Raw genomic sequence first — 25,201 nt, forward strand, 5'->3', positions numbered from 1 at the left:
CTTCAGATCAACTGTACAGTGTAAAAATAGCGGCTAATCATAGCTCAGCGGGAGCCATTTGAGAATGCTCGATTTTCGCGGGCTGCCAGTTGGCGACGGCCTGGGCGAGTAAATCAGCGACGCTCAGGGCCTGCCACTCCCCGGCGATCTCCTGATTCAGAAAGCGGAGCGCGCGGACGATTTCGGGGCGCGGATCGCCTTCCGGCAGCGCCGGCGCGTGGTTTTGTTTAGAGAGCTTATTGCCGTCGGCATTGAGGGCCAGCGGCAGATGGAGGTAGTCCGGCGCCTGCCAGCCAAAATGCTGATACAGCGAAATCTGCCGCACCGTCGGCTCAATCAGATCGGCGCCGCGGACGATCTCGGTGATCCCCTGAAAGTGATCATCGACCACCACCGCCAGGTTGTAGGCAAACAGCCCGTCGCGACGGTGGATAATAAAATCTTCACGCGCCAGCGGCTCGTTGGCGACCAGCGTGCCGCGCAGGCGGTCGGTGAACTGCAGAACCGGACGGGTCTGGCGCAGACGCAGCGCGGCGTTTTCCGCCCCCAGGCCAAGGTCGCGGCAGTGACCATCGTAGATCCCGCCTACGGCGTGGATCCGCGCGCGGGTGCAGGTGCAGTAATAGCTCAGCCCTTGCTCCCCCAGCCAGGCCAGCGCCTCGCGGTAGGCTTCGTGCCGTTGCGACTGCCAGAGCACTTCGCCGTCCCAGTGCAGACCGTAGTGGTCGAGCTGGCGCAGGATGGTGTCGGCGGCCCCGGGGACTTCGCGCGGCGGGTCGATATCTTCAATACGAACGCGCCAGATACCCTGGTTCGCGCGGGCTTGCAGGTAGCTGCCGAGCGCGGCGATCAGAGAGCCGAAGTGGAGTTCGCCGGAGGGGGAGGGAGCAAAGCGCCCTATATAGCGTGAGTCAGTCATGATACGGACAACAGAACCAGGCGGGAGAGACTCCCGCCAGAGAGTGAGGCAGCAGGGGATTAGCCCGCCATCTGTTTTTCGCGAATTTCCGCCAGGGTTTTGCAGTCAATGCACAGATCCGCTGTCGGACGCGCTTCCAGACGGCGAATACCGATCTCCACGCCGCAGGATTCGCAGTAGCCGAAGTCTTCGTCTTCAACTTTTTTCAGCGTTTTCTCGATCTTTTTGATCAGTTTACGTTCGCGGTCGCGGTTACGCAGCTCCAGGCTGAACTCTTCTTCCTGGGCGGCACGGTCTACCGGGTCCGGGAAGTTAGCAGCTTCATCCTGCATGTGCGATACGGTGCGATCCACTTCATCCCTGAGTTGATTACGCCATGCTTCAAGAATACGCTTGAAGTGCGCCAGCTGGGCTTCGTTCATATACTCTTCGCCCGGTTTCTCTTGGTACGGCTCCACCCCAGCGATGGCGAGAATACTCAGGGACGATGTTTTACGGTTTTGCCCTTCTTGCATGTTGCTTCTCCTTAACACGCACTATCGATCCCCATGTGGGGGAAAATCAGGCCGCTATAAATAGCAGATGCTTTTCCGGATAGCAATTATCTAAACGTTACACTTGACAACCCTGTGAAGAAAAGCGTATTCGCGCTTGCGACCCGAACACTATTTAGCCACTTATTTACCGGGGTTTAACACCACGGCGATCGGCTTATTCAGAGTCATCCTCGTCGTAGAAAGTTCCGCTTTCCAGGCGAGAATTTCCACCCCCTTGTCGCGGGCTTCTGTTAACAGCTGTGCGTATCTGGCATCAATATGATGCGCGGGAGAGAAACGGTCAATTGCCGAATGCAGGACGGCAAATAAAATCACCGCGCGGTCGCCATTTGCCGCGACGGCCATCAGCTCCCGCAGGTGCTTCTGACCGCGCGTGGTCACCGCATCGGGAAAATAACCGTATTCTTTCTCCGCCAACGTAACCGATTTCACTTCAATATAGCAGTTTTGGCGATCATCTGCCTGTAACATAATATCGATACGGCTATTCTCTGCGCCATATTTCACTTCGCTTTTCAGCTGGTTATAGCCTGAAAGTTCAGGGATTATTCCGGCGGAAATCGCCTCTTTCGCCAGCGTATTCGCGCGCAGCGTATTGACGCAAATAACGGCGCCCTGCTGCGTTTCAGTTAATTCCCAGGTGTGGGCATATTTGCGCTTCACATTGTCAGAGGTGGAATACCAGACGGTGTCGCCCGGGGCGGCGCAGCCGGTCATCGCCCCGGTATTCGGGCAGTGGAGCGTCAGCTCGCGGCCATCGGGGGTCACCACGTCGGCAAGAAATCGTTTGTAACGTTTAAGCAAAATGGCGGGCTGCAACGGCGGATCAAACTGCATCAACTTTCCTTATCAAACGGATAATGTTCCAACGCCGTGTAGCGCGTACGCCCCCGGCTAAAGCTGGATTCATAGAGCACGAACTCGTTCACCGGAAACGTCCAGCGAAAGCCGGGCGGCGGGATCGGCACCGCCTGGCGGGCGTCGCGCCACAGGGTAATATGCGGATGAAACGGCTGCGGACTCTGATAGCAGCCGCTGCGCGCCGCCTGAGCGCGCAGCATGCTGGCGAGCTGCAGCAGGCCGCGCGGCGGCTGACGGGTCCCGAGCCAGACCACCCGCGAGCGCAGCCACTGTCCGGCATCGTCCAGCGTCAGGGTAAAGCCCGGCGGCTGGAGGCGGCCGGCGAGGGCGGTCAGCGCCCGCTGTTTTTCCGCGCTCACCTCGCCGAGAAACGCCAGCGTGAGGTGAAGGTTATCCGCCGCGACGGGCCTGCCGGCATCCTCCGGGAAGTGCGTTGCCCGCCACTGGACAATCTGTTTGCGGATGGCAGGCGGCAGTTCAATCGCAAAAAACAGCCTTTTCGGCTCAGACATGATAGAGACTCGGTAATGAATTAGGGGGATGCTACAATGCGAGCCCCTGAATGTTAACCCCCGGAGCCTTTTGTGTCCTCATTGCCGGTTGCCGCCGTCCTCCCAGAACTGTTATCTGCCCTGCAGCATGCGCCGCAGGTTTTGCTCAATGCGCCGACCGGCGCCGGGAAGTCGACCTGGCTGCCGCTGCAGATCCTTGCCGAGGGCAACATCACGGGACGCATTATCCTGCTGGAGCCGAGGCGTCTGGCGGCGCGCAATGTCGCGCAGCGGCTGGCTGAACTGCTCGGCGAAAAGCCGGGGGAGACCGTGGGTTACCGCATGCGCGCCGAAACCTGCGTCGGACCGCAGACCCGCCTGGAGGTGGTCACGGAGGGGATCCTGACGCGCATGATCCAGCGCGATCCCGAGCTGACGGGCGTGGGGCTGGTGATCCTTGATGAGTTTCACGAGCGCAGCCTGCAGGCGGATCTGGCGCTGGCCCTGCTGCTTGATGTCCAGCAGGGGTTACGTGACGATCTCAAACTGCTGATTATGTCGGCGACCCTCGATAACGAGCGCCTGCAGCGTCTGCTGCCGGAGGCGCCGGTGGTGGTCTCGGAGGGGCGCGCTTATCCGGTGGAGCGTCGCTTCAGCCCGCTCTCCGCGCACCAGCGTTTTGATGAGGCGGTGGCGGTAGCGGCGGCGGAGCTCCTGCGGCATGAACAAGGGTCGATGCTGCTGTTTCTGCCCGGCGTCGGCGAGATCCAGCGCGTTCTCGACCAGCTGACGGAGCGCGTGGCGGAGGATGTCATCCTCTGTCCGCTGTATGGCGCGCTGCCCCTGAGCGAGCAGCGCAAAGCGATCCTCCCGGCGCCGGCCGGGAAGCGCAAAGTGGTGCTGGCCACCAACATTGCCGAGACCAGTTTGACCATCGAGGGCATCCGCCTGGTGGTCGACAGCGCCCAGGAGCGTATTGCCCGCTTTGACCCGCGCACCGGCCTGACCCGGCTGGTGACGCAGCGCATCAGCCAGGCATCGATGACGCAGCGCGCCGGACGCGCCGGTCGTCTCTCCCCAGGGATCTGCCTGCATTTGCTTGGCAAAGAACAGGCCGAACGAGCGGCGGCGCAGAGCGAACCGGAGATCCTGCACAGCGATCTGTCGGCGCTGTTGCTGGAGCTGCTGCAGTGGGGGTGCCACGATCCGGCTGCGCTGGCCTGGCTGGATCAGCCGCCGGCGGTGAACCTGGCCGCCGCGCGCCGCCTGCTGGAGGCGCTCTCGGCGCTGGACGGCGAGCGGCTGTCGGCGTTTGGCCGCAAAATGGCGACTCTCGGCAACGAGCCCCGGCTGGCGGCGATGCTGGCCGCTGCGCAGACCGATGACGAGGTGGCAACGGCGGCCAGGCTGGCGGCGATCCTCGAGGAGCCGCCGCGCGGCGGGCTGGTGGATTTGGCCGCCGTCTTTTCCCGTCAGCAGGCCAACTGGCAGCAGCGGGCGCAGCAGCTGATGAAGCGTCTGGCCTGCCGCAGCGGCCAGCCCGACGCCGGACGAATGGCTGCGCTACTGGCGTCGGCCTTCGCCGACCGCATCGCCCGTCGCCGCGGTCAGGAGGGGCGCTATCAGCTGGCGAACGGCATGGGCGCGATGCTTGACGCCGACGACGCGCTGGGCCGCCATGAGTGGCTGATCGCCCCGCTGCTGCTGCAGGGCAGCGCCTCGCCGGATGCCCGCATGCTGCTGGCTCTGCCGGTGGATATCGGCGAGCTGATCGCCGCCCGTCCCGAGCTGGCGCAGCGTTCCGACACGGTGGAGTGGGATGAAGCGCAGGGGACGCTGAAAGCCTGGCGGCGGACCGTGACGGGCCAATTGGTGATCAAGACCCAGCCGCTGGCGAAGCCTTCTGAAGCGGAGCTGCATCAGGCGATGCTCAACGGTATTCGTGAGAAAGGCCTTGCGGTGCTCAACTGGACGCCAGAGGCCGAGCAGCTGCGACTGCGGCTGCAGTGTGCGGCGCAGTGGCTGCCGGAAGAGGCATGGCCCGCGGTGGATGACGCTTCGCTGCTGGCCTCGCTGGAGGCATGGCTGCTGCCGCAGATGAACGGCGTTCACTCGCTGCGGGCGCTGAAGGCGTTGGATCTGCGTCAGGCGCTACAGGACTGGCTGCCGTGGCCGCTGCGCCAGAAGCTGGATCGCGAGCTGCCGACGCACTATACCGTGCCGACCGGCAGCCGTCTGGCGATCCGATACCATGCGGAGAACCCGCCGGCGCTGGCGGTGCGTATGCAGGAGATGTTCGGCGAGGCCACGACGCCGGTTATCGCCGAGGGGCGGGTGCCGCTGGTGCTGGAGCTACTGTCGCCCGCCCAGCGTCCGCTGCAGATCACTCGCGATCTCAGCGCCTTCTGGCAGGGAAGCTACCGCGAGGTGCAAAAAGAGATGAAGGGACGTTATCCGAAACACGTCTGGCCGGACGATCCGGCCAACGCCGCCCCGACCCGGCGCAGCAAAAAATATTCGTAGCCCCAGGCGCCGGGCGGCATTCTGCCCGGCCAGGCGAACCACTCACGCTAGACCATCTGCTGCCAGAGAAAAACGCCCCCTCCCGCCAGCGCCAGCCAGGGGCCGAAGGCCAGCGGCTGCTGCAGCGACTGCCGGGTCCACAGGCGCTGCAGCAGGGTCCACGCCAGCCCGCTGGCCGAGGCGAGCAACAGCACCTGCGGCAGAGCCTGCCAGCCGCACCAGGCGCCCAGCGCCGCCAGCAGCTTAAAATCGCCATAGCCCAGGGCCTCTTTGCCGGTCAGCAGGCGGAACAGCCAGTAGACCGACCACAGCGCCAGATAACCGGCCATCGCCCCGGCGACCGCGTCCGGCAGCGCAATGTACACCTCGTTAAGATTAAATAGCAGTCCGGCCCACAGCAGGGGCAGGGTCAGGCGATCGGGCAGCAGCTGGGTTCGGGCGTCAATCCGCGCCAGTATCAGCAGGAAGGAGAGCAGCACCAGGCCGCCCGCCAGCGCCAGGCCCGGCGCGAGCAGCGCCCCGGCGAGGATAAACAGCAGGCCGGTGGCCAGCTCGGTCAGCGGATAGCTCCACGAGATGCGCGCCTGACAGCAGCGGGCGCGACGGCCTAGCCAGAGGAAGCTGAGCAGCGGGATATTGTCCCGCCAGGCTATCGGCTGGCGACACTGCGGGCAGGATGAGCCCGGCGTGCTGAGGGTTATCGGCTCGTCGTCCGCGGTTTGGGTCAGCATGCGCGGCAGACGGTAGATCACCACGTTGTAAAAGCTGCCCAGCGCCAGGCCGAACAGCAGCAGGAAACCATACCAGACAAGGGGAAAATGCAGCGATAATGCGGCTAATGTCGTCATTTTTGCTCCTTTAATCACCATTTTCCCTGCAGCTGCCACGGCGTCGGGCCCGGGGCGTTTTTCGCCATCGGGCGGGTGACCAGCAGCGCCAGCAGGGGCGGCATCCCCTGACGGGGCTGTAGCGTACCGCGAAACAGATAGCGGCCATCGGGCGACAGGGTTCCCTGGCCGCTGAGGCTCAACTGATGAGAATCCTGGCGGATGGCCAGCGCCACGGCGCCGTTCGCCGTACAGCTTAAGGCGCCACTGACCTGGGCCAGCTCCAGGCTACCGACCGGAGAGTGCAGCCGGGCCTGACGCCACTGCGCGCGTCCGGCGGTGATTTGCCGGCAGCGCCCCTCGCTGAAGTGCGCTTCGGCCAGGCTGAAAGTGACCTCTCCCTCGGCGCTGACGGGCATAGTCGGCGTTAGCCAGCGTCCAAGCAGGCTGGCGGGGGCGGTGAGCCGCCCCTCCTGCAGACGCAGATCGCGGATGCCCCACAGCCGGGCCTGACCCTCCACGCCGCGGGGATCGCTGAGCGCGATCTGCCAGCCAGCCAGGGTGAGCGACCACGTCAGCCGCTCAAGTCGCACGCCGCGCCAGGAGACCGACTGCGCCGCGCCGCGCCAGATGCTGCCGCTAAGGTTGGCCACCTGTACCTCGGGCGGCAGCATCGGGACTAACAGACGCGCCGGGGCGGTGGCGGTCAACCACAGCAGATAGAGCGCCAGCAGTAGCCCACCTGCGAGCCCGTTAGCTTTCATCGTCGCGCTCCAGCAGCAGATGGTTGACCGTGACCCAGCCCGGCCGCGACGGCTGCCCGGTTACGGACAGCGAGATCGCGTTGACGCCGCGCATCGCCGGGGCGTCCAGCCAGTCCATTAGCGCCTGGAAGGCGCAGGGCTGAAGGGTGACCTGCAGACGTTTCCCCTGCGGCTGCAGACGAACGACTTCCAGCCCGTGGCTCGCCGCCTCGCGCATCACCAGCGCGGTGAGCGCCTCTTTTGCCGCCGGCGCGGGCTGCTGGCTGAGCTGCTGCAGGCGCGGACCCTGCTGCGTCATCCAGCGCAGGCTGGCCTGCTCTTTCACCAGGGTTTGCCGCCACTGCGCCTCGCGGGCCCGCCAGGGCTGCCACAGCCCGTACCAGAGGGCGCAGGCTGTCAGCAATCCCGCCAGGCCGAGCAGCAGGCGCTGCTCCGACAGCGTGCGCTGCCGCCACCAGATGAGCAGATTAGCCATCGTTTTCCTCCAGCGTCAGTTGTCCCTCAATGCCATCCGGCCTGGTGGTCATGTCGCCTGGCCGGACACGAAACCGCGGCTGCGCTCGCTGGGTAAACTGCTCCAGCGCCCGGGAAGAGGCCGCGGCGATATCCAGCTGCAGACGGTTGCCTGCGGCATCCCAGCTCAGCGCCCGCAGGCGGATCCCCGGCGTTTCGCTGATGATGTTTTGCAACGCGCTGAGGCGGTCGACGAGGGGAGCATGCTGCGCCTGACGGGCAAGGCTTTGCAGATGCTGCTGCATCTGCAGTCGCGGGTTAATCACCTTTTTCTCCGTTGGAAACCAGCGATGATAGTAGGCCCGGCTGGCCTGTCGGGCGGCCTCGGCCTGGCGCGCCAGATCGCGATGATCCAGCACGCTGTTCACCGCCGCCAGCAGCGCCAGGGCCAGCGCGGCATACCGCGCCGGACGCCAGCTCGTCTGATCAGGCCGCCGACGGCGGACGGCGAACTCCCCCTGCAGCAGACTGAGCTTCTGCGCCGCCGGATGACTTGCGGCGAGGGAGAGCAGCGTCTGCGCAGGCTGCGCGCGCCACTCTCCCGGCGCCGCGGGGGGCGGCGAATAGCTGTCGATGACGTGCTCTTCCGCCTCGCCCTGCAGCAGCTCCGCCAGCCAGGGGCTTTCCGCCGCCATGCCGGCCCATGGCTGGTGGCGGATCAGCCACTGGTCGTCCGCCTGCACCGCGCTCCACGCCGGCGGTTGCCAGGGCAGGGCCAGCACATCGGGCGTCAACGCCAGGGGCCGTAGCGAGAGCGACTCGCAGCGCGCCAGCCAGTCGCGCATTTTTTGCCGCTGCACGGCGACGATCTCGCACTGGGCCTGCTGGCGGTGGAGCAGGGCAAAATGGGTGGCTTCCACCTCGTCGGCCAGCTGCTCTTCCAGCAGGAAGGGGGCCACCTGCAGCGGCGGTTTACGCAGGCCCGCCGGCAAGGTGAGGGTGTGAAACGCGCAGTCGCTGGCCGGGATCAGCACCCAGGCCGGGTAATGCGCCGCCAGCGTCGGGAAAGGGCTGGCGTCGTCAGCCGGCCACCGGCCGCTGGCTTCGTGGTGCGGCTCGCCGGGGGCGAAGAGTTGCCAGTGCAGCGGCGCCTGCCCGGGGGCGAAGCGCACGATCAGCATGGCCTGGGGGGAAGCGTTAAACTTATTCATCAACCACCATAGAAAGTCCGTATCGCCGCTGGACGACGGTAAAGGCGCGCCCCTCCTGTTGCAGGACGCTGTGCAGCTGAAAGCGAAGGTTGCCGGTCACCACGGTGAAGGCGGCGATAAAGCGTGCGCTGTGCACCGTCAGCCACGGACGGGCGAGCGTGGTATCGGTTTTCTGCAGCGTCGGCTGCGCGAGAAAGGCGGCGACGCTGCTCCACCCGGTTCGCGGGCGGTTGTACAGCAGCTGTTGCGCCTCCTGCAGCGTCAGATCGCCGGGAAAGAGGGCCGCCAGCAGGGCGGCCTGGGAGGGGCGCAGGGTGTTGACATTGACCTGCAGCGCATCATCCGGCTGGACGCAGACGAAGGGGAGCAGGCGCTGATAGAGCGCGGCGTCCATTCCGGCCAGCAGGCGCAGCTCGCTGACATCCTGCATCGGCTGGTTGGCGGCGAGATAGCCCGGGGTTTGCGCCATATAGACCTCGTCTTCCGCGCCGTTCAGCCGCGGCTGGCCGTCGCTGTCCGTCCAGTCGCCGAGGGCGGCGGCGATCTGGCTGGCGCGAAGCGGCGACTCGCCGAGCAGCGCCAGCAGCCGGGCGAAGACGTCGGTCGGGTAGGGCGTACCGCCGCTGGTCTCATCCGCGCGATGGTTGATGGCATTGAGATTAAAGCAGGCGTGCCCGTCGCGGATCGTGGCGAGGATTTCGCCATCGTCGAGGGTAAAGCGGCGCCCCTCCTGCGCCCAGGTTTGCGCCAGGTTCGTTTGACTGGGCGAGTCCAGCGCGTCGCGTTGCAGTAGCGCGGCGGCCATGTTTTCCGCCGCCAGGGCGTACCATCTGGCCTGCAGATTATCGAGGGTCACGGCGGTGTGTTGATACATGACCGAGGTGCGTTCGGTCATGGCGCTGGCGAGGATCATCATCAGGGCGAGGATGAACAGCACCATCAGGAGCGCGACGCCGCGTTGCCGATTTTTCACTGGCCGCCTCCCGGGGTGAGTAAAAACAGGCGGGTTATCTCCCCGCTGTTCGCCAGCGTCAGGGTGATCTCCAGCCCCTGCGGCAGCGACTGCGAGCGGTCCCAGGTCTCCTGCCAGCGCCCCTCGGCATAAAACCGCAGGCGAAACGCCGTCACCTCGCGTAGCAGCACCCGGACCGTCGGCTGGCTGCCGGTCAGCGGATCCTGTTGATCGAAGCTGAGCCGTTCAAGCTGCTGCTGGCGCAGGCGGTAGCTGACGTTCTGGATCTCCGAGCGCGGGAGGATCCCTAGCGGATTCGGCCAGCCGCTGCGGCTGAAGGCCAGCCCCCAGTCGTCGCTCTGCAACTGGAAACGTCCGGCGAAGAAAAGCGTGTCGCTGTTTCTGGCGCGACGGGGAATGATGTGCGTGACATCATCGGCGATCTGGCGAAAGGCGCGCTGGAGGGCGGCGATCTGCTTGCTCTTCTCGCGGGTCAGGCCATCGGCGCGGATGACATTCTGCAGCACCATCACGGCGGCGGCGCTGAGGACGGCGAGGATAGCCAGCGCCAGCAGCGTTTCAATCAGGGTGAAACCGCGCATTTTCGTTATCATGGCGAAGTCACCCAGGTGCGCAGCGTCGCCAGCGGCGCGGGATCGCTTTTTTGCCGCCGGACCTCCACGTCCAGCGCCCGCAGCTGCGGCAGCGCGGTTTCCACCCCCTGCCAACGGACGAACCAGCGCGTCCCGGCGGCCTCCACGGTGGTTTCGGACCAGCTGAGGGCGGGCCAGCGTTTCTCCAGCCGCAGCTGCACCAGCTGATTATCCGCCAGCCAGCTGGCGAGGATTTTCTCTTCCATACGCCCAAGCTGGCGCGTCTGTTGCAGGGTGGACTGCATCACCGCCAGGCCGGCGAGGGCGAAAATCACCAGCGCGACCATCACTTCGATAAGCGTCATTCCGCTCTCGCGTTTCATGGCTGCTCCCGCGCCGCCAGCGGCTGACTGTCGCCCTGGGCGTCGATGTTGATGCCCGTCGCGGCGTCAATCCGCAGCTGAAACGGCGTGACTTCGCCGCCGGGGAAGATGATCACGTCGGGCTGCTCGCCCGGCGTCCACGCCTGGCCGTCGGGAAAGCGCAGCGTCAGTCTGGCCTGCGGGAGGGTTTCCGCCGTGGTGGCGCGCCCGGCCTGCAGCGGCAGCCACTGCGCGTTGCCCCAGCGGTCGTCAGCCGCCGCCGGGGCGCCTTCGTCTGCAGGCTGCAGGCGCATAAACTGCCAGCGGTCAGGGTGGATGACGATCCCGAAGAGCTGGCCGGTTTGCTGCCCGCGCTCGCGGACAAAGTCCAGCTGCGCCTGAAAGCGCGCCAGGATCTGCGTGGCCTCCTGGGTACGGGCGGAGGGAAACGCCAGCAGCACCATGCTGGCGCTGACGCCGATCAGCAGCAGGACCAGCATCATTTCCAGGAGGGTGAAACCGCGCTGAGACACTATTTCTTCCCGAGGGTCCAGTTGCCGATGTCGTCATTGGTGTCGGGCATCCCGTCCGGGCCGACGCTGAAGACGTCGATGGCGCCATGCTGACCGGGGCTTAACAGCTGATACTCATTTCCCCACGGGTCCTGCGGCAGGCGGCGGATATAGCCCCCTTCCGGGTAGTTGCGGGCATGCGGCTCGGCGGCCGGGGCGGTCACCAGCGCCTGCAGTCCCTGTTCGGTATTCGGGTAGCGGCTGTTGTCCAGCTTATACATGTCCAGCGCCCCCTCGAGTGCCACCAGATCGCTGACCACCTTCTGGCGGTCCGCTTTCTCCTTGTTGCCCATCAGGTTAGGTACCACCAGGCTGGCGAGGATGCCGAGAATGACGATCACCACCATAATTTCCAGTAACGTGAAGCCGCGTTGCCGTTGCATAGTTTTCTCCATTAATACAGTCACATACTCATAAGGGTATTCAGTTGCAGGATCGGCTGCAGGATGGCCAGCACGATAAACAGCACCATGCCGGCCATGGTGACCACCAGCAGGGGCTCAAACAGGCTGAGGGACATCTGGATCTGCGCGCTCAGCTCCCGGTCCTGGTTCTCCGCCGCGCGCTCCAGCATGGCGGTCAGCTCACCGCTCTGCTCGCCGCTGGCGATCATGTAGCGCATCATCGGCGGAAACAGCGCCGTGGCCTCCAGCGCGCGATGCAGGCTGACGCCCTCGCGCACCGATTCGCTGGCGGTCTCCAGCTGGCTGCGCGCCCAGGCATTGCTGAGGACGCCGGCGCTGATGCGCATCGACAGCAGCAGCGGCACCGCGCTGGCGTTGAGAATGCTTAAGGTGCGGGCGTAGCGCGCGCTGTTGACGCTGCGCGTCACGCGGCCGAGGACCGGCAGACGCAGCAGCGCCCGGTCCCAGGCGAGCCGCCGGGCGGGCTGGCGCAGCAGATAGCGCAGCCCCAGCAGCGCCAGGAATGACAGCAGCACCAGCCAGGGGCCCGCGCTGCGCACAATGTCGCTCAGGCTCATCAGCAGCCGGGTAGAGAAGGGCAGGGCCTGTTTTAGATGGACAAACTGCTCGACGACTTTCGGCACCACGGTGGAGAGCAGAATGGCGATCACGCTGATGGCGACCAGCGTCAGCACGATGGGGTAGATCATCGCCTGTAGCAGGCGGGCGCGAAGCTGCTGGCGCTGCTCGGTATAGTCCGCCAGCCGGTTCAGCACGCCGTCGAGATGGCCGGAGGTTTCGCCGGCCGCCACCATGGCGCAGAACAGGCCATCGAAACAGGAGGGATAGGCGCGCATCGCCTCCGCCAGCGAATGGCCTTCAAGCACTTTGCTGCGCACCCCGGCCATTAACGTTCTCAGCGACGCCTTTTCGCACTGCTGGGCGACGGCATCGAGCGCTTTTTCCAGCGGAATGCCGGCGGCGACCAGGGTGGCCAGCTGGCGAGTGAGCAGGGCTAAATCACCGGCGCTGGTGCGCCGGGCGATCAGCCCGCCGCGCCACAGCCGGCTCGCCGGGTCGGCGGCGGCCACTTCCAGCGCCAGCCAGCCCTTGTCCCGCAGCAGCTGGCGGGCGTGGCGGGCGGAGTCGGCCTGTTGAACGCCGCGGCGGGTTTTGCCCTGCGCGTCCAGCGCCTGATAGCGAAAGAGGGCCATCTCAGACGCTGTCCGCCGTTTGCTGTTCGGTGACCCGCATCACCTCCTCCCAGCTGGTGATCCCCGCCAGCGCTTTATCGCGCCCGGCATGGCGCAGGGTCTGCCAGGCTGGCCCCAGCTGCTGGATCAGGGTGATCTCATTTTCGCCGCGATGAATGGCGGCGCGGACGCGGTCGTCAATGAGCAGCAGCTCGTGAATGCCGGTGCGTCCGCGATAGCCGGTGAAATTACACCGGGCGCAGCCTTTTGGCTGCCACAGCGGCGTACCGGCCGGGACCGCCATCTGCCGGGCGGCGTCAGCATCCGCCTGCCAGGGCTGACGACAGTGCGGGCACAGCCGACGCACCAGCCGCTGCGACATCACCGCCAGTAGCGAAGTAGAGAGTAAAAAGGGCTCCACTCCCATATCCTGCAGGCGGGAAACGGCCCCCAGCGCGCTGTTGGTGTGCAGCGTCGACAGCACCAGGTGGCCGGTCAGCGAGGCCTGGACGGCGATCTGGGCGGTTTCGCCATCGCGGATTTCGCCCACCAGCACCACGTCCGGATCCTGGCGCAGAATGGCGCGCAGGCCGCGGGCGAAGGTCATCTCGACTTTGGCGTTGACCTGGGTCTGGCCGATGCCTTCCAGCTCATACTCCACCGGATCTTCAATGGTCATGATGTTGCGCTCCCGGGCGTCGAGGCGGCTGAGGGCGGCGTAGAGCGTTGTGCTTTTCCCGGATCCGGTCGGTCCGGTGACCAGAATGATGCCGTGTGGCCGGGCGATCAGCGCGTCGACCTGGTCAAGCAGGGCGGGGGGCATGCCCAGCGTCTGCAGATCCAGGTTGACGCTGTTTTTGTCCAGCAGGCGCAGCACCACGCGTTCGCCGTGGCTGGAGGGCAGGGTGGAGACGCGCACGTCTATCGCCCGCCCGCCGATACGCAGCGCCATGCGGCCATCCTGGGGCACCCGTTTTTCGGCAATGTCCAGGCTCGCCATCACCTTGATGCGCGAAATGAGCAGCGCGGCCAGCCGCCGCTGCGGGCGCAGAATTTCCCGCAGCACGCCGTCGACGCGAAAGCGAATTTGCAAATGGCGCTCATAGGTTTCGATATGGATATCGGAGGCTTTCTCTTTGATGGCCTCGGTGAGCATGGCGTTGATCAGACGGATAATCGGCGCATCGTCTTCGCTGTCGAGCAGATCGTCGGTATCCGGCAGCTCTTCGGCGAGGGTATAGAGGTCAAGCTCATTGCCGATGTCGGCCATCATCCGGTGCGCTTCCGCCGAGTCGCGCTGATAGCTGAGCACCAGCACTTTCTCGAACGCTTCCGGCGCCAGACGGCTGACGCTCATCGGCCCGTCCGCCAGGCGGCGCGCTTCCAGCAGCGCCCGGGCGGCGGTATCAGCGCGGCACAGCGCTTCGCAGCGTTCGCCGTCGCTGAGCAGCACCAGATGGTGCGCGCGGGCCCACGCGAAGGGCAACAGCGGACGGCGTTCGGCAGCTGGCGTCATGGGCGGCCTCCGAGGTTAAAGGCGTCAATGGCGGCGCTAACCTGGCGGAAGGCCTGGGTCTCCTGCTGCGGATAGATGTGCAGCAGATCGTTGCTGAGCGATGCTTCGCTGCTCTCTTTGCCCCGCTGTTTGGTTTGCGCATCGTTGAAGGCGGTGTACTGGCCGGAGGAGGCCCGGCGGTACTCATCGCGGTCGCGAATAATGGTCGGGCGGATAAACAGCATCAGGTTGCGTTTCGACACTTTCTTGCTGTCGGAGCGGAACAGCGCGCCGATCACCGGGATGTCGCCGAGCAGCGGCACTTTGTCGGCGCTATCGGTGACGCTTTTATCCAGCAGCCCGCCAACCACCACCGTTTCGCCGCTACCCACCAGCACGGCGTTATTCACCGTCCGGGTATTAAAGGTCGCCCCGAGATCGCTGCTGGTGCTGGAGGCCGAATCGGCGACGCTCGATACTTCCTGCTCAATCTCCAGCAGCACGGCATCGCCTTCGTTAATCTGCGGTTTCACCTTCAGCTTAATGCCCACGGTTTTGCGCTCGACGGTATTGAAGATGTTGTCGCCGGAGGTGGTTTGCGAGCCGGTTAACACCGGGACTTCCTGGCCGACGTTGAAGGTGGCTTGCATATTGTCGAGGGTGACGATGCTGGGGGTGGCCAGAATATCGTTCTTGGTACTGCTGGAGAGGGCGGTGAGCAGCATCGCCCAGTTCCCCTGGTAGAAGCCGGCGGCGATACCGTTAAACGAGCCGAGGGCGCTGGCCAGCGAGCTGCTGATGGTGCCGTCTTTGTTGTACTGGTTGGCGCCGGCGATCGCGGTGGAGATCGGCAATCCGCTGTTGGTAAACTGGGTCATGCCGGCGTTTTTATTGGCCCACTGGATACCGAGGTTGAGTCCGTCGGCATCCTGCACTTCGGCGATAATCGCCTCCACCAGCACCTGCGGGCGGCGGATATCCAGCTGGGCGATCACCCGCTCCAGATCGTTCATCACGTCCGGCGCCGCGGTGACGATCAGGGCGTTGGTCTGGCCGTGGGCTTTGATAATAATATTTTTATCGATCGCGGCCACCGGCTTGGCGCTTTGCTTATCGTTCTGCAGCGAGCTGCTGATCCCGGTCAGGACCTCCACCAGATCGGCGGCTTTGGCGTACTTCAGGTAGATCACTTTGGTGTTGCCCTGCACCGCCTGCTGGCGGTCGAGCTGTTTGATCATGGCGATAATGCGCTGGCGCGAGTTTGGCTCGCCGCTCACCAGCACCGAGTTGGTGCGCTCATCGGCCACCACGTTCGCCACCATCGATCCCGGCAGCGCCGACTTGCTGGTGTCTTTATTGAGTTCGGTAACCAGTTTGACCACCTCCGCGGCGGAGGCCCAGGAGAGAGGCACGGTCACCACGCTGCGATCCCCGGCGTTGTCGACGCGTTCGACAATGGTCAGCAGGCGTTTGATCACCGCCGCGCGGCCGGTCATCAGCAGGACGTTGGAAGGTTCATAATGGACCACGCTGCCGGCGCCAGCGTTATCGTTCAGCTGGCGGAGCAGCGGCGCGAGATCGCGAGCGGCGACGTTGGTCAGGGGCACCACCCGGGTGACGACCTCATCGCCTTCGCCCGGCGCGGCCTCGCTGGCGACCGGAACGGCCGAGGTCTTGGCGTCTTTGGCGCGGACCACCTTCAGCACGCCGTTATTCATATTAATCACGGCGAAGCCATATACATCCAGCACGCTGAGGAAGAATTGATAATATTGCTCTTCATTGAGCATATCGTAACTGCGCACGGTGATAGTGCCGCGTACGCTGGGATCGATAATCACCGTTTTATTCAGGTTTTTGCTGACGGTATTGATAAATTCCTGGATATCGGTGCCTTTAAAACTGGCGGAAAATTCCTCCGCGGCGGCCGGAGAAAATAGCAGCGGGGTTAATATCAGCAGCGCAGGAAGCATTTTTCGCAGGCGTTTCATGGTTGGCAATTATTCATCCCCCAGGGAGAAAGCAATATCGTGTCGTTGGCCTTCCCGCTCAACGGTTAGCGTTATTTCGGTCATATCGGCCAGATTCTGCAGCGCCTGTTGCGCTTGTTCCTGATCGCGTAAATCGATGCCATTTAAGGCGATCGCCAAATCATTTGCCTGCAGGCCGGCCTGGCGAAACAGCGAGGCATCTTTGCCAGGGTTAAGTCGGTAGCCCTGCAGTTTGTCGCCGCTGAGTACCGGCGAAATCGTTAAATAAGTGAGGATATTTTGCGGCTGCTCACGGAGTCGCTTCATAAGGGGCGGACGGGGCGCGGCGGCGGGCGATGACGACGACGCGCGGGTATCGTTAAATAATAAAATGGCCTCCTGGCGCCCCTGATAGTTGACGATGATCCGGTCTGGCAGGATGGCAGCGATCTGTGCATCGTATCCTGGGGTGGTATCGCCGACGCTAAGGCTAACCTGCTGATTTCCTTTTTCAATAATCGCGATGGAACGCGCCGGGTTGCTGCTGGCGAGCAGCCCGGCCAGGCGTAGCTTCAGGCTGGAAACCGGCACCTGATCGAGGCTGGTGGCCTCCGCTGGCGCGGGGGGATTTTTCGTCGCCAGGCCAAACAGGGTAAATGCGGGCCGCACGTTTTTTAATTCCGGTTCCGCTGCCGGAGGCGCGGTTAACGGCAGGGCGGAAATATCCTCAGAACTGACAGGGAATACCACTCGCCAGGTTAATTTCGCCAGCTGCGGAATGGCGGTTATTAATATGATGAGCGTCACAAATCGGGGTAATAATTTAATTACCCCTTTATTTATATTTGTTAACCCCATCACAGAAATCGGCATTTTAATTCCTTTGCTAATTTATTTTTCTGCACGCTGGCGTAATACCCTACCGAAACAGGTAGGTGATTATTGGCTTTTGAATGAATTATTGCCGGAGAGTGGCGATAAGCGTGGCGAATCATAATCAGTTTGCGGTTTGCGGTCGTCATTCCCTTTATTCATTTACTCCCCCGGCTTCCTACGCCCCCCTCTCATTTGTGGGGGATGATTGCGCCTGAGAAAGCAAAAATATCTAATTAGCGCGCTGTAAAGATATTCATCCTTTCTTACCTTTTATAATTTAATAAGCATATTAGGGACTATCGAATGCTCAGATATACCTGTCATGCCCTATTTCTTGGATCGTTAGTATTATTGAGTGGCTGTGATAACAGCTCTTCCTCCTCTTCCTCTGGCTCACCTGGCGAACCCGGTAATCCTGGCACGCCCGACCCGCAGGATGTCGTCGTCCGTTTACCGGACGTTGCCGTCCCTGGCGAAGCGGTACAGGCCTCTGCCAACCAGGCTGTCATTCATCTCGTCGATATCGCCGGCATCACCAGCAGCACGCCGGCCGACTATGCCAGCAAAAACCTCTATCTGTGGAATAACGAAACCTGTGATGCGCTGAGCGCGCCGGTGGCGGACTGGAATGATGTCAGCACCACGCCGACCGGCAGCGACAAATATGGCCCTTACTGGGTGATCCCGCTGACTAAAGAGAGCGGGTGTATCAACGTGATCGTCCGCGATGGCACCAATAAGCTTATCGACAGCGACCTGCGCGTCTCTTTCAGTGATTTCACCGATCGGACGGTATCGGTCATCGCCGGCAACAGCGCGGTCTATGACTCCCGCGCCGACGCCTTCCGCGCCGCCTTTGGCGTGGCGCTGGCCGATGCGCACTGGGTCGATAAGACCACTCTGCTGTGGCCGGGCGGGGAAAATAAACCCATTGTGCGTCTCTATTACAGCCATAGCAGTAAGGTGGCCGCCGACAGTAACGGCGAATTTACCGATAAGTATGTCAAGCTGACCCCGACCACCGTCAGCCAGCAGGTGAGCATGCGCTTCCCGCATCTCGCCAGCTATCCTGCCTTTAAGCTGCCGGATGACGTCAACGTCGAGGAATTGCTGCAGGGCGAGACGGTGGCGATATCCGCCGAAAGCGACGGGATACTGAGCTCCGCCACCCAGGTGCAGACCGCCGGCGTGCTGGATGATACCTATGCCGCCGCCGCCGAGGCGCTGAGCTATGGCGCCCAGCTGACCGATAGCGGCGTGACCTTCCGCGTCTGGGCGCCCACGGCGCAGCAGGTCGAGCTGGTGCTCTACAGTGCGGACAAGAAAGTGGTTGCCAGTCACCCGATGACCCGCGACAGCGCCTCCGGCGCCTGGTCCTGGCAGGGAGGGAGCGACCTGAAAGGCGCGTTCTACCGCTACGCGATGACGGTCTACCACCCGCAGTCGCGCAAAGTCGAGCAGTACGAAGTGACCGATCCCTACGCCCACAGTTTGTCGACCAACTCGGAGTACAGCCAGGTGGTCGATCTGAACGACAGCGCGCTGAAGCCGGAAGGCTGGGACGGGCTGACGATGCCGCACGCGCAGAAAACCAAAGCTGACCTGGCGAAGATGACGATCCACGAATCGCATATTCGCGATCTCTCCGCCTGGGATCAAACCGTTCCTGCGGAGCTGCGCGGTAAGTATCTGGCGCTCACCGCCCAGGAGAGCAATATGGTCCAGCATCTGAAGCAGCTGTCGGCCTCGGGCGTGACCCATATTGAGCTGCTGCCGGTCTTCGATCTGGCGACGGTCAATGAGTTCAGCGACAAAGTCGCCGATATTCAGCAGCCGTTCAGTCGCCTGTGCGAGGTCAACAGCGCGGTGAAGAGCAGCGAGTTCGCGGGCTATTGCGACAGCGGTTCGACGGTTGAAGAGGTGCTGACTCAGCTGAAGCAGAACGACAGTAAGGATAACCCGCAGGTGCAGGCGTTGAATACGCTGGTGGCGCAGACCGACTCCTATAACTGGGGCTACGATCCGTTCCACTACACGGTACCGGAAGGATCCTACGCCACCGACCCGGAAGGCACGGCGCGCATTAAAGAGTTCCGCACCATGATTCAGGCGATCAAGCAGGATCTGGGAATGAACGTCATTATGGACGTGGTGTACAACCACACCAACGCCGCCGGCCCGACCGACCGCACCTCGGTGCTGGATAAGATCGTCCCCTGGTACTATCAGCGTCTGAACGAAACCACCGGCAGCGTGGAATCGGCCACCTGTTGCTCCGACTCGGCGCCAGAGCACCGGATGTTCGCCAAGCTTATCGCCGATTCACTGGCGGTATGGACCACCGATTATAAGATCGATGGCTTCCGCTTCGACCTGATGGGCTACCACCCGAAAGCGCAGATCCTCTCGGCCTGGGAGCGCATTAAAGCGCTGAACCCGGATATCTACTTCTTTGGTGAAGGCTGGGATTCCAACCAGAGCGATCGCTTTGAAATTGCCTCGCAAATCAATCTCAAAGGCACCGGGATCGGCACCTTCTCCGATCGTCTGCGCGACGCCGTGCGCGGCGGCGGACCGTTCGACTCCGGCGATGCATTGCGCCAGAACCAGGGCGTGGGCAGCGGGGCCGGCGTTCTGCCGAATGAGCTGACCACCCTGACCGACGATCAGGCGCGCCATCTCGCCGATCTGACCCGTCTCGGCATGGCCGGTAACCTTGCGGACTTCGTGCTGATCGACAAAGACGGCGCGGTGAAGAGAGGCAGCGAGATTGACTATAACGGCGCGCCTGGCGGCTACGCGGCTGATCCGACGGAAGTCGTGAACTATGTGTCAAAACACGACAACCAGACGCTGTGGGACATGATCAGCTACAAAGCCGCTCAGGAGGCGGATCTCGACACCCGCGTCCGGATGCAGGCGGTGTCGCTGGCCACGGTCATGCTCGGCCAGGGGATCGCCTTTGACCAGCAGGGCTCGGAGCTGCTGCGCTCCAAATCCTTTACCCGCGACTCGTATGATTCCGGCGACTGGTTTAACCGCGTGGATTACTCCCTGCAGGACAACAACTACAACGTTGGTATGCCGCGCAGCAGCGATGATGGCAGCAACTATGACATCATCGCCCGCGTGAAGGACTTGGTGGCCACCCCGGGTGAAGCCGAGCTCAAGCAGATGACCGCGTTTTATCAGGAGCTGACCGCGCTGCGTAAGTCATCTCCGCTGTTTACCCTCGGCGACGGCGCGACGGTGATGCAGCGTGTGGACTTCCGCAATACCGGCGCCGATCAGCAGACCGGTCTGCTGGTGATGACCATCGATGACGGGATGCAGGCTGGCGCCAGTCTGGACAGCCGCGTCGACGGCATCGTGGTGGCGATTAACGCCGCCCCGGAAAGCCGGACGCTGCAGGATTTCGCCGGCATATCGCTCCAGCTGAGCGCCATCCAGCAGGCGGCGGGCGACCGTTCGCTGGCCAGCGGCGTGCAGATTGCCGCTGACGGCTCGGTCACGCTGCCGGCCTGGTCGGTTGCCGTTCTCGAATTGCCGCAGGGCGAATCGCAGGGCGCCGGCCTGCCGGTGAGCAGTAAATAACGTGACGTGGGGCGCCCGTAAGGGCGCCTCTGGCTGATGACAAACCTGGTTTGATACTGTGCCGCCTTTCTGCCGGGTGGCGGCTTTCGCCTTACCCGGCCTGTGAAGGACTGCAATATCAAACCGTTATGCAGTTAGCTGTAGGCCCGCGCAAGCGCAGCGCCGCCGGGCAATCCCTGAAGATTGCGCTTTGTCAGCCGTTTGGGGCGCCCGTAAGGGCGCCTTCTCGTTATCGTGAGGGAACAGGAGATCGTGGTGATTGTTCGTGATGACAGTGAAAGAGGGATCCCCCCGTTGGTGGCGCATCAGCCGCCTTCCGCGCAGGCGGACGCGCCGGTGATCCGCGGCCGGATGGTGCAGATCCCAGGCTGGATTATCCCGCTGTACGCCGGATTATTATTCGCGCTCGGCTGGTTTGGCGGCGAGCAGTGGCGTCATCCGGCACCGCCGCAACCGCTGCCCTTGCCGGTGGCGCATGCGGCGCTTCTGCCGTTAACCGCTGCCGGAGAGGCCGCGCCAAAGACGCCGCCGCCGGCGACAAAACCCAGCGCGCCCGCCGCGCCGGTGGTGGACAGCGATACGCTGCCGCCTCTGCGCTATAGCGCGCATGTCTACGCCTCGTTAGCGGAAAAGCGCAGCATTGTGTTAAATGGCAAAGCGTGGACGGAGGGCGACTCCCCGCTGCCCAATCTGGTGGTGGAGCAGATCCAGCAGGATGTGACGATCTTTAGCTTCAACGGCACGACCTTTACCCTCGCGGCGCTGGAGGACTGGCCCGGCGGGAAAATTGACGAGGAGCCGAAAGGCGAATAAGGGGCACGCGCAATAAAATGCGCGTTGAAGATATTTTGCTTAGTCGCCGCGCAGGCTGGCAATAAAGGGAGCAAGCTGGCGATTAAATTGACTGCACTGCGCGGCTTCCGGGGTGCTGTCCTGTAAAAGCTGTTGGTAAAGCCGGTCGCTATTTTGGCTTAACGTTGCCGGGTCAATATTTCCCCAGCCGCGCGCTTTACCGACATTCACCGCCGCCCGATAAATAGCTTCATCGGCGGGCAGATCGCTACGATTACATTTATTCTTGAGATAGCGCGTTCCTGCCGCCACGGACGAGAGCTGCTCGAGCTGCGCCTGGCTACTGATGGCCGGACTGAGCGTTGAGGCGGGTTTCTGTTGGCAGCCAGAGAGCACGGCCACCACGCAAAGCGGAAATATAAGCGGAATGCGCATAGTAGAGTAATCAAAATAATGAATCACTGGCCGCTAGTTTAACAAATATTTCCCTGGTGTCATCATAAAATATGATTCTGCATAAATGTTAACAGGCTCTCATTTTTATTGGCAGAAACTCGATTAATCCCCTTTACTTCTTTCAATAATAAACATTGGCGGCCGGAAAATATATTTTCTGCGGCAGATGATGCCGCCGCATTTGGCATCAGGGCGAGCGTCATTTTTTATGTTATTAAAAAACATACTCTTTCCCATCTTGTTACGTGAGTACGAGGTAAAATGCTGGTTAAGAATGTCGCATTTTAGTGCTATCCTGTATGCCCTGAACATTACGTGCTATGTTCTGACTCATTCTGCCAGTGATGCGTTTAACACAATGATTTTATGGTGAATTTTTATTGTTAGTATCATGTGAAACGAAGCAAACCAACCCTTTGAAAGATGGCGGCGCGTTCTGCCCGCCAGCAGGTTGTCGTCCCGAGGGTAAGCAGCCAGGACGTTAATTTGAGAGATTTCTTCTTCCTCTGAACAGGGGAAGTATTGAGAATCAGGCCTTTGCGCCTGAACGTTGCGGAGAAAAAGCATGGCGGGAGATGACCGCGAGCCTATCGGACGTAAGGGAAGACCCTCACGTCCGACAAAACAGAAAGTCACCCGTCGCCGGGTCCGGGAAGAGGACTACGACGACGAGTATGATGACGATGATTATGAGGATGAGAAACCGGTGCCGAGAAAAGCCAAAGGCAAAGGTGGCAAGCCTCGTCGTAAGCGCAGCTGGCTGTGGCTGCTGGTCAAGCTGGGGATTGTCTTCGCGGTGCTGATTGCCGCCTATGGCGTCTACCTCGACCAGAAAATCCGCAGCCGCATTGACGGTAAAGTCTGGGAGCTGCCGGCCGCGGTCTATGGCCGAATGGTGAACCTTGAGCCGGACATGCAGATCAGCAAAAACGAGATGGTGCGTCTGCTGAACGCCACCCAGTATCGTCAGGTCAGCGCGATGACGCGTCCTGGCGAATATACGGTGCAGGCCAACAGCATCGAGATGATCCGCCGTCCGTTCGATTTCCCGGACAGTAAAGAAGGGCAGGTGCGCGCGCGTCTGACCTTCGACGGCGACCATCTGGAAACCATCGAGAATATGGATAACAACCGCCAGTTCGGTTTCTTCCGCCTCGATCCGCGGCTTATCACCATGCTGCAGTCGCCGAACGGCGAGCAGCGTCTGTTCGTGAAGCGCAGCGGCTTCCCCGACCTGCTGGTGGATACGCTGCTGGCGACCGAAGACCGCCACTTCTACGAGCACGATGGTATCAGCCTCTATTCCATCGGCCGTGCGGTGCTGGCGAACCTGACGGCAGGCCGGACGGTGCAGGGGGCAAGTACCCTGACCCAGCAGCTGGTGAAAAACCTGTTCCTCTCCAGCGAACGCTCCTACTGGCGTAAAGCCAACGAAGCGTACATGGCGCTGATCGTCGACGCCCGCTACAGCAAGGATCGCATCCTTGAGCTGTATATGAACGAGGTGTACCTCGGTCAGAGCGGCGATAACGAAATTCGCGGCTTCCCGCTGGCCAGCCTGTACTACTTTGGCCGTCCGGTGGAAGAGCTGAGCCTCGACCAGCAGGCGCTGCTGGTGGGGATGGTGAAAGGGGCCTCGGTCTATAACCCGTGGCGCAACCCGAAACTGGCCCTTGAGCGACGCAATCTGGTGCTGCGCCTGCTGCAGCAGCAGCAGGTCATCGACCAGGAGCTGTACGACATGCTGAGCGCGCGTCCGCTGGGTGTGCAGCCGCGTGGCGGGGTGATTTCACCACAGCCGGCGTTTATGCAGATGGTGCGTCAGGAGCTGCAGGCGAAGCTGGGCGATAAAGTGAAAGATCTCTCCGGCGTGAAGATCTTTACGACCTTCGACTCGGTGGCGCAGGATGCCGCGGAAAAAGCGGCCACCGAAGGGATCCCGGTACTGAAGAAACAGCGCAAGCTGGCAGATCTGGAAACCGCCATGGTGGTGGTGGACCGCTTTACCGGTGAAGTGCGGGCGATGGTCGGCGGCGCGGAGCCGCAGTTCGCCGGCTACAACCGTGCGATGCAGGCCCGCCGGTCGATTGGTTCTCTGGCCAAGCCGGCGACCTATCTGACCGCGCTGAGCCAGCCGAACCAGTATCGCCTGAATACGTGGATCGCCGATGCGCCAGTGACTATTCGCCTGTCCAACGGCCAGACCTGGTCGCCGCAGAACGACGATCGTCGCTTCAGCGGCCAGGTGATGCTGGTGGATGCCCTGACCCGTTCGATGAACGTGCCGACGGTTAACCTCGGGATGGCGCTGGGCTTGCCGGCGGTGGTCGATACCTGGACCAAACTCGGGGCGCCGAAGAATCAGCTCAACGCCGTGCCGGCGATGCTGCTTGGCGCGCTGAACCTGACGCCAATTGAAGTGGCCCAGGCCTTCCAGACCATCGCCAGCGGCGGCAACCGTGCGCCACTCTCCGCCCTGCGGTCAGTGATTGCGGAAGATGGCACGGTGCTGTATCAGAGCTACCCGCAGGCGGAGCGCGCGGTGCCTGCCCAGGCGGCCTACATGACGCTGTGGACCATGCAGCAGGTGGTGCAGCGCGGGACGGGGCGTCAGCTGGGCGCGAAGTATCCGGGCCTCCATCTGGCGGGGAAAACCGGGACCACCAACAATAACGTCGATACCTGGTTTGCCGGGATCGACGGTAGCCAGGTGACCATCACCTGGGTGGGTCGCGATAATAACCAGCCAACCAAACTGTACGGCGCCAGCGGTGCGATGTCGATTTACCAGCGTTATCTGGCGAACCAGACGCCAACGCCGCTGGTGCTGACGGCGCCTGAAGACGTGGTCGACATGGGCGTGGACAGCAACGGCAACTTCGTCTGCAGCGGCGGTATGCGTTCGCTGCCGGTGTGGACGACGCAGCCGGATGCGCTGTGCCGCCAGGGCGAGATGATGCAGCAGCAGCAGTTGCAGCAGCAGGAAGCGAACAACCCGTTCAATCAGTCCGGGCAGCAGCAGCCTCAGCAGCAACAGCAGCAGCAACAGCAGCCGCCGAAGCAGCAGGAGAAGAGCGACGGCGTCGCGGGCTGGATCAAGGATATGTTCGGCAGTAACTGATTTAAGCCCTAAGACCAGACCCCTTAAGACGAAAGTATTAAGGGGTTTTTTTATGCCTGTAAAAAAGTTAACGGCTCTTTAACTCCATAATAACTATCTGGTTATTAATTCAGCCTTCAACCCGCAGCGACAGGCATATCGCTTGCCTTGCCTTCAACGTTTCGCCTATTATATCGCCCGTCATAATAATAATTCTCGTTTACGTTATCATTCAC

24 protein-coding genes are annotated in these 25,201 nt (G+C 62.4%); 4 read left to right on the forward strand and 20 right to left on the reverse strand.

The window, feature by feature from the left end; translation table 11 throughout:
• Positions 1-37 precede the first annotated feature (37 nt).
• The 4 genes from gluQRS to thpR all read right to left on the reverse strand — a co-directional run bounded on the left by gluQRS (position 38) and on the right by thpR (position 2,849).
• Positions 38-919 carry a tRNA glutamyl-Q(34) synthetase GluQRS gene (gluQRS, locus tag ABLU95_RS15840; RefSeq protein WP_048296709.1) on the reverse strand — a complete coding sequence of 294 codons (882 nt, stop codon included), beginning with the start codon at positions 917-919 and terminating at the stop codon, positions 38-40.
• A gap of 59 nt (positions 920-978) precedes the next feature.
• On the reverse strand, positions 979-1,434 hold the full coding sequence (dksA, locus tag ABLU95_RS15845; RefSeq protein ID WP_002888845.1) for an RNA polymerase-binding protein DksA: 456 nt from the start codon (positions 1,432-1,434) through the stop codon (positions 979-981).
• 162 nt (positions 1,435-1,596) lie between these two features.
• Positions 1,597-2,313, reverse strand: a complete 717-nt coding sequence (gene sfsA, locus ABLU95_RS15850) for a DNA/RNA nuclease SfsA (protein ID WP_023292014.1) — start codon at positions 2,311-2,313, stop codon at positions 1,597-1,599.
• Positions 2,313-2,849 (reverse strand): RNA 2',3'-cyclic phosphodiesterase, encoded by a 537-nt coding sequence (gene thpR / locus ABLU95_RS15855; protein ID WP_023292015.1) that lies wholly within the window; start codon positions 2,847-2,849, stop codon positions 2,313-2,315. The genes sfsA and thpR overlap by 1 nt, the downstream gene beginning before the upstream one ends.
• A gap of 72 nt (positions 2,850-2,921) precedes the next feature.
• On the opposite strand from thpR, the gene hrpB reads away from it, so the two are divergent.
• Positions 2,922-5,351: an ATP-dependent helicase HrpB gene (gene hrpB / locus ABLU95_RS15860; protein ID WP_348879921.1), complete on the forward strand. Its 2,430-nt coding sequence runs from the start codon at positions 2,922-2,924 to the stop codon at positions 5,349-5,351.
• Positions 5,352-5,398: 47 nt separating this feature from the next.
• On the opposite strand, the gene ABLU95_RS15865 is transcribed toward hrpB, so the two are convergent.
• The 14 genes from ABLU95_RS15865 to ABLU95_RS15930 are packed head-to-tail and all read right to left on the reverse strand — an operon-like array spanning position 5,399 to position 17,142.
• Positions 5,399-6,199, reverse strand: coding sequence for an A24 family peptidase (locus tag ABLU95_RS15865; protein WP_023292017.1), 801 nt, complete (start codon positions 6,197-6,199; stop codon positions 5,399-5,401).
• A 14-nt stretch (positions 6,200-6,213) separates the two neighbouring features.
• Positions 6,214-6,942, reverse strand: coding sequence for a type II secretion system protein N (locus tag ABLU95_RS15870; RefSeq protein WP_023292018.1), 729 nt, complete (start codon positions 6,940-6,942; stop codon positions 6,214-6,216).
• Complete coding sequence (locus ABLU95_RS15875) at positions 6,932-7,417, reverse strand: type II secretion system protein M (protein WP_080901681.1); 486 nt, start codon at positions 7,415-7,417, stop codon at positions 6,932-6,934. The genes ABLU95_RS15870 and ABLU95_RS15875 overlap by 11 nt, the downstream gene beginning before the upstream one ends.
• Positions 7,410-8,606 carry a type II secretion system protein GspL gene (gene gspL, locus ABLU95_RS15880; RefSeq protein ID WP_289553024.1) on the reverse strand — a complete coding sequence of 399 codons (1,197 nt, stop codon included), beginning with the start codon at positions 8,604-8,606 and terminating at the stop codon, positions 7,410-7,412. Before gspL ends, ABLU95_RS15875 begins: the two co-directional genes overlap by 8 nt.
• Positions 8,599-9,579, reverse strand: coding sequence for a type II secretion system minor pseudopilin GspK (gene gspK / locus ABLU95_RS15885; RefSeq protein ID WP_086075014.1), 981 nt, complete (start codon positions 9,577-9,579; stop codon positions 8,599-8,601). The genes gspL and gspK overlap by 8 nt, the downstream gene beginning before the upstream one ends.
• Positions 9,576-10,172: a type II secretion system minor pseudopilin GspJ gene (gene gspJ / locus ABLU95_RS15890; protein ID WP_348879924.1), complete on the reverse strand. Its 597-nt coding sequence runs from the start codon at positions 10,170-10,172 to the stop codon at positions 9,576-9,578. Before gspJ ends, gspK begins: the two co-directional genes overlap by 4 nt.
• Positions 10,169-10,534, reverse strand: coding sequence for a type II secretion system minor pseudopilin GspI (gene gspI, locus ABLU95_RS15895; protein ID WP_032452553.1), 366 nt, complete (start codon positions 10,532-10,534; stop codon positions 10,169-10,171). Before gspI ends, gspJ begins: the two co-directional genes overlap by 4 nt.
• Entirely contained in the window at positions 10,531-11,046 is a 516-nt protein-coding gene (gene gspH / locus ABLU95_RS15900) for a type II secretion system minor pseudopilin GspH (protein ID WP_065882744.1), read from the reverse strand. The genes gspI and gspH overlap by 4 nt, the downstream gene beginning before the upstream one ends.
• Positions 11,046-11,468: a type II secretion system major pseudopilin GspG gene (gspG, locus tag ABLU95_RS15905; protein WP_002889054.1), complete on the reverse strand. Its 423-nt coding sequence runs from the start codon at positions 11,466-11,468 to the stop codon at positions 11,046-11,048. Before gspG ends, gspH begins: the two co-directional genes overlap by 1 nt.
• Before the next feature lie 20 nt (positions 11,469-11,488).
• Positions 11,489-12,703 (reverse strand): type II secretion system inner membrane protein GspF, encoded by a 1,215-nt coding sequence (gene gspF / locus ABLU95_RS15910; RefSeq protein ID WP_065882743.1) that lies wholly within the window; start codon positions 12,701-12,703, stop codon positions 11,489-11,491.
• Between the two features lies 1 nt (position 12,704).
• Positions 12,705-14,198 (reverse strand): type II secretion system ATPase GspE, encoded by a 1,494-nt coding sequence (gspE, locus tag ABLU95_RS15915; protein WP_044521064.1) that lies wholly within the window; start codon positions 14,196-14,198, stop codon positions 12,705-12,707.
• Positions 14,195-16,168 (reverse strand): GspD family T2SS secretin variant PulD, encoded by a 1,974-nt coding sequence (gene pulD, locus ABLU95_RS15920; protein ID WP_023292027.1) that lies wholly within the window; start codon positions 16,166-16,168, stop codon positions 14,195-14,197. The genes gspE and pulD overlap by 4 nt, the downstream gene beginning before the upstream one ends.
• Before the next feature lie 9 nt (positions 16,169-16,177).
• On the reverse strand, positions 16,178-17,020 hold the full coding sequence (gene gspC, locus ABLU95_RS15925; RefSeq protein ID WP_348879929.1) for a type II secretion system protein GspC: 843 nt from the start codon (positions 17,018-17,020) through the stop codon (positions 16,178-16,180).
• Positions 17,005-17,142 (reverse strand): hypothetical protein, encoded by a 138-nt coding sequence (locus ABLU95_RS15930; RefSeq protein WP_168380065.1) that lies wholly within the window; start codon positions 17,140-17,142, stop codon positions 17,005-17,007. Before ABLU95_RS15930 ends, gspC begins: the two co-directional genes overlap by 16 nt.
• 184 nt (positions 17,143-17,326) lie before the next feature.
• Here ABLU95_RS15930 and pulA point away from each other — a divergent pair, with 184 nt between their 5' ends.
• Positions 17,327-20,617 carry a pullulanase-type alpha-1,6-glucosidase gene (gene pulA / locus ABLU95_RS15935; protein ID WP_348879930.1) on the forward strand — a complete coding sequence of 1,097 codons (3,291 nt, stop codon included), beginning with the start codon at positions 17,327-17,329 and terminating at the stop codon, positions 20,615-20,617.
• Between the two features lie 255 nt (positions 20,618-20,872).
• Complete coding sequence (gene gspB / locus ABLU95_RS15940) at positions 20,873-21,430, forward strand: type II secretion system assembly factor GspB (protein ID WP_065882740.1); 558 nt, start codon at positions 20,873-20,875, stop codon at positions 21,428-21,430.
• A gap of 39 nt (positions 21,431-21,469) precedes the next feature.
• Here gspB and gspS read toward each other — a convergent pair whose 3' ends face one another.
• Positions 21,470-21,844, reverse strand: coding sequence for a type II secretion system pilot lipoprotein GspS (gene gspS, locus ABLU95_RS15945; RefSeq protein ID WP_023292031.1), 375 nt, complete (start codon positions 21,842-21,844; stop codon positions 21,470-21,472).
• A 62-nt stretch (positions 21,845-21,906) separates the two neighbouring features.
• Positions 21,907-22,053, reverse strand: a complete 147-nt coding sequence (locus ABLU95_RS15950) for a hypothetical protein (RefSeq protein ID WP_044521095.1) — start codon at positions 22,051-22,053, stop codon at positions 21,907-21,909.
• Between the two features lie 377 nt (positions 22,054-22,430).
• Here ABLU95_RS15950 and mrcB point away from each other — a divergent pair, with 377 nt between their 5' ends.
• Positions 22,431-24,986, forward strand: a complete 2,556-nt coding sequence (gene mrcB, locus ABLU95_RS15955; RefSeq protein WP_032455574.1) for a bifunctional glycosyl transferase/transpeptidase — start codon at positions 22,431-22,433, stop codon at positions 24,984-24,986.
• Positions 24,987-25,201: the final 215 nt, after the last annotated feature.

The sequence above is a fragment of the Klebsiella sp. GG_Kp146 genome (assembly GCF_040061975.1).
Classification (GTDB): domain Bacteria; phylum Pseudomonadota; class Gammaproteobacteria; order Enterobacterales; family Enterobacteriaceae; genus Klebsiella; species Klebsiella quasipneumoniae.

Excerpts from the sequence above, each read along its gene's own strand:
- gluQRS (WP_048296709.1), bottom strand. The coding sequence starts at position 919 with ATGACTGACTCACGCTATATAGGGCGCTTTGCTCCCTCCCCCTCCGGC.
- dksA (WP_002888845.1), bottom strand. The coding sequence starts at position 1,434 with ATGCAAGAAGGGCAAAACCGTAAAACATCGTCCCTGAGTATTCTCGCC.
- sfsA (WP_023292014.1), bottom strand. The coding sequence starts at position 2,313 with ATGCAGTTTGATCCGCCGTTGCAGCCCGCCATTTTGCTTAAACGTTAC.
- thpR (WP_023292015.1), bottom strand. The coding sequence starts at position 2,849 with ATGTCTGAGCCGAAAAGGCTGTTTTTTGCGATTGAACTGCCGCCTGCC.
- ABLU95_RS15865 (WP_023292017.1), bottom strand. The coding sequence starts at position 6,199 with ATGACGACATTAGCCGCATTATCGCTGCATTTTCCCCTTGTCTGGTAT.
- ABLU95_RS15870 (WP_023292018.1), bottom strand. The coding sequence starts at position 6,942 with ATGAAAGCTAACGGGCTCGCAGGTGGGCTACTGCTGGCGCTCTATCTG.
- ABLU95_RS15875 (WP_080901681.1), bottom strand. The coding sequence starts at position 7,417 with ATGGCTAATCTGCTCATCTGGTGGCGGCAGCGCACGCTGTCGGAGCAG.
- gspL (WP_289553024.1), bottom strand. The coding sequence starts at position 8,606 with ATGAATAAGTTTAACGCTTCCCCCCAGGCCATGCTGATCGTGCGCTTC.
- gspJ (WP_348879924.1), bottom strand. The coding sequence starts at position 10,172 with ATGATAACGAAAATGCGCGGTTTCACCCTGATTGAAACGCTGCTGGCG.
- gspI (WP_032452553.1), bottom strand. The coding sequence starts at position 10,534 with ATGAAACGCGAGAGCGGAATGACGCTTATCGAAGTGATGGTCGCGCTG.
- gspG (WP_002889054.1), bottom strand. The coding sequence starts at position 11,468 with ATGCAACGGCAACGCGGCTTCACGTTACTGGAAATTATGGTGGTGATC.
- gspF (WP_065882743.1), bottom strand. The coding sequence starts at position 12,703 with ATGGCCCTCTTTCGCTATCAGGCGCTGGACGCGCAGGGCAAAACCCGC.
- gspE (WP_044521064.1), bottom strand. The coding sequence starts at position 14,198 with ATGACGCCAGCTGCCGAACGCCGTCCGCTGTTGCCCTTCGCGTGGGCC.
- pulD (WP_023292027.1), bottom strand. The coding sequence starts at position 16,168 with ATGAAACGCCTGCGAAAAATGCTTCCTGCGCTGCTGATATTAACCCCG.
- gspC (WP_348879929.1), bottom strand. The coding sequence starts at position 17,020 with ATGCCGATTTCTGTGATGGGGTTAACAAATATAAATAAAGGGGTAATT.
- ABLU95_RS15930 (WP_168380065.1), bottom strand. The coding sequence starts at position 17,142 with ATGATTCGCCACGCTTATCGCCACTCTCCGGCAATAATTCATTCAAAA.
- pulA (WP_348879930.1), top strand. The coding sequence starts at position 17,327 with ATGCTCAGATATACCTGTCATGCCCTATTTCTTGGATCGTTAGTATTA.
- gspS (WP_023292031.1), bottom strand. The coding sequence starts at position 21,844 with ATGCGCATTCCGCTTATATTTCCGCTTTGCGTGGTGGCCGTGCTCTCT.
- ABLU95_RS15950 (WP_044521095.1), bottom strand. The coding sequence starts at position 22,053 with ATGCCAAATGCGGCGGCATCATCTGCCGCAGAAAATATATTTTCCGGC.
- mrcB (WP_032455574.1), top strand. The coding sequence starts at position 22,431 with ATGGCGGGAGATGACCGCGAGCCTATCGGACGTAAGGGAAGACCCTCA.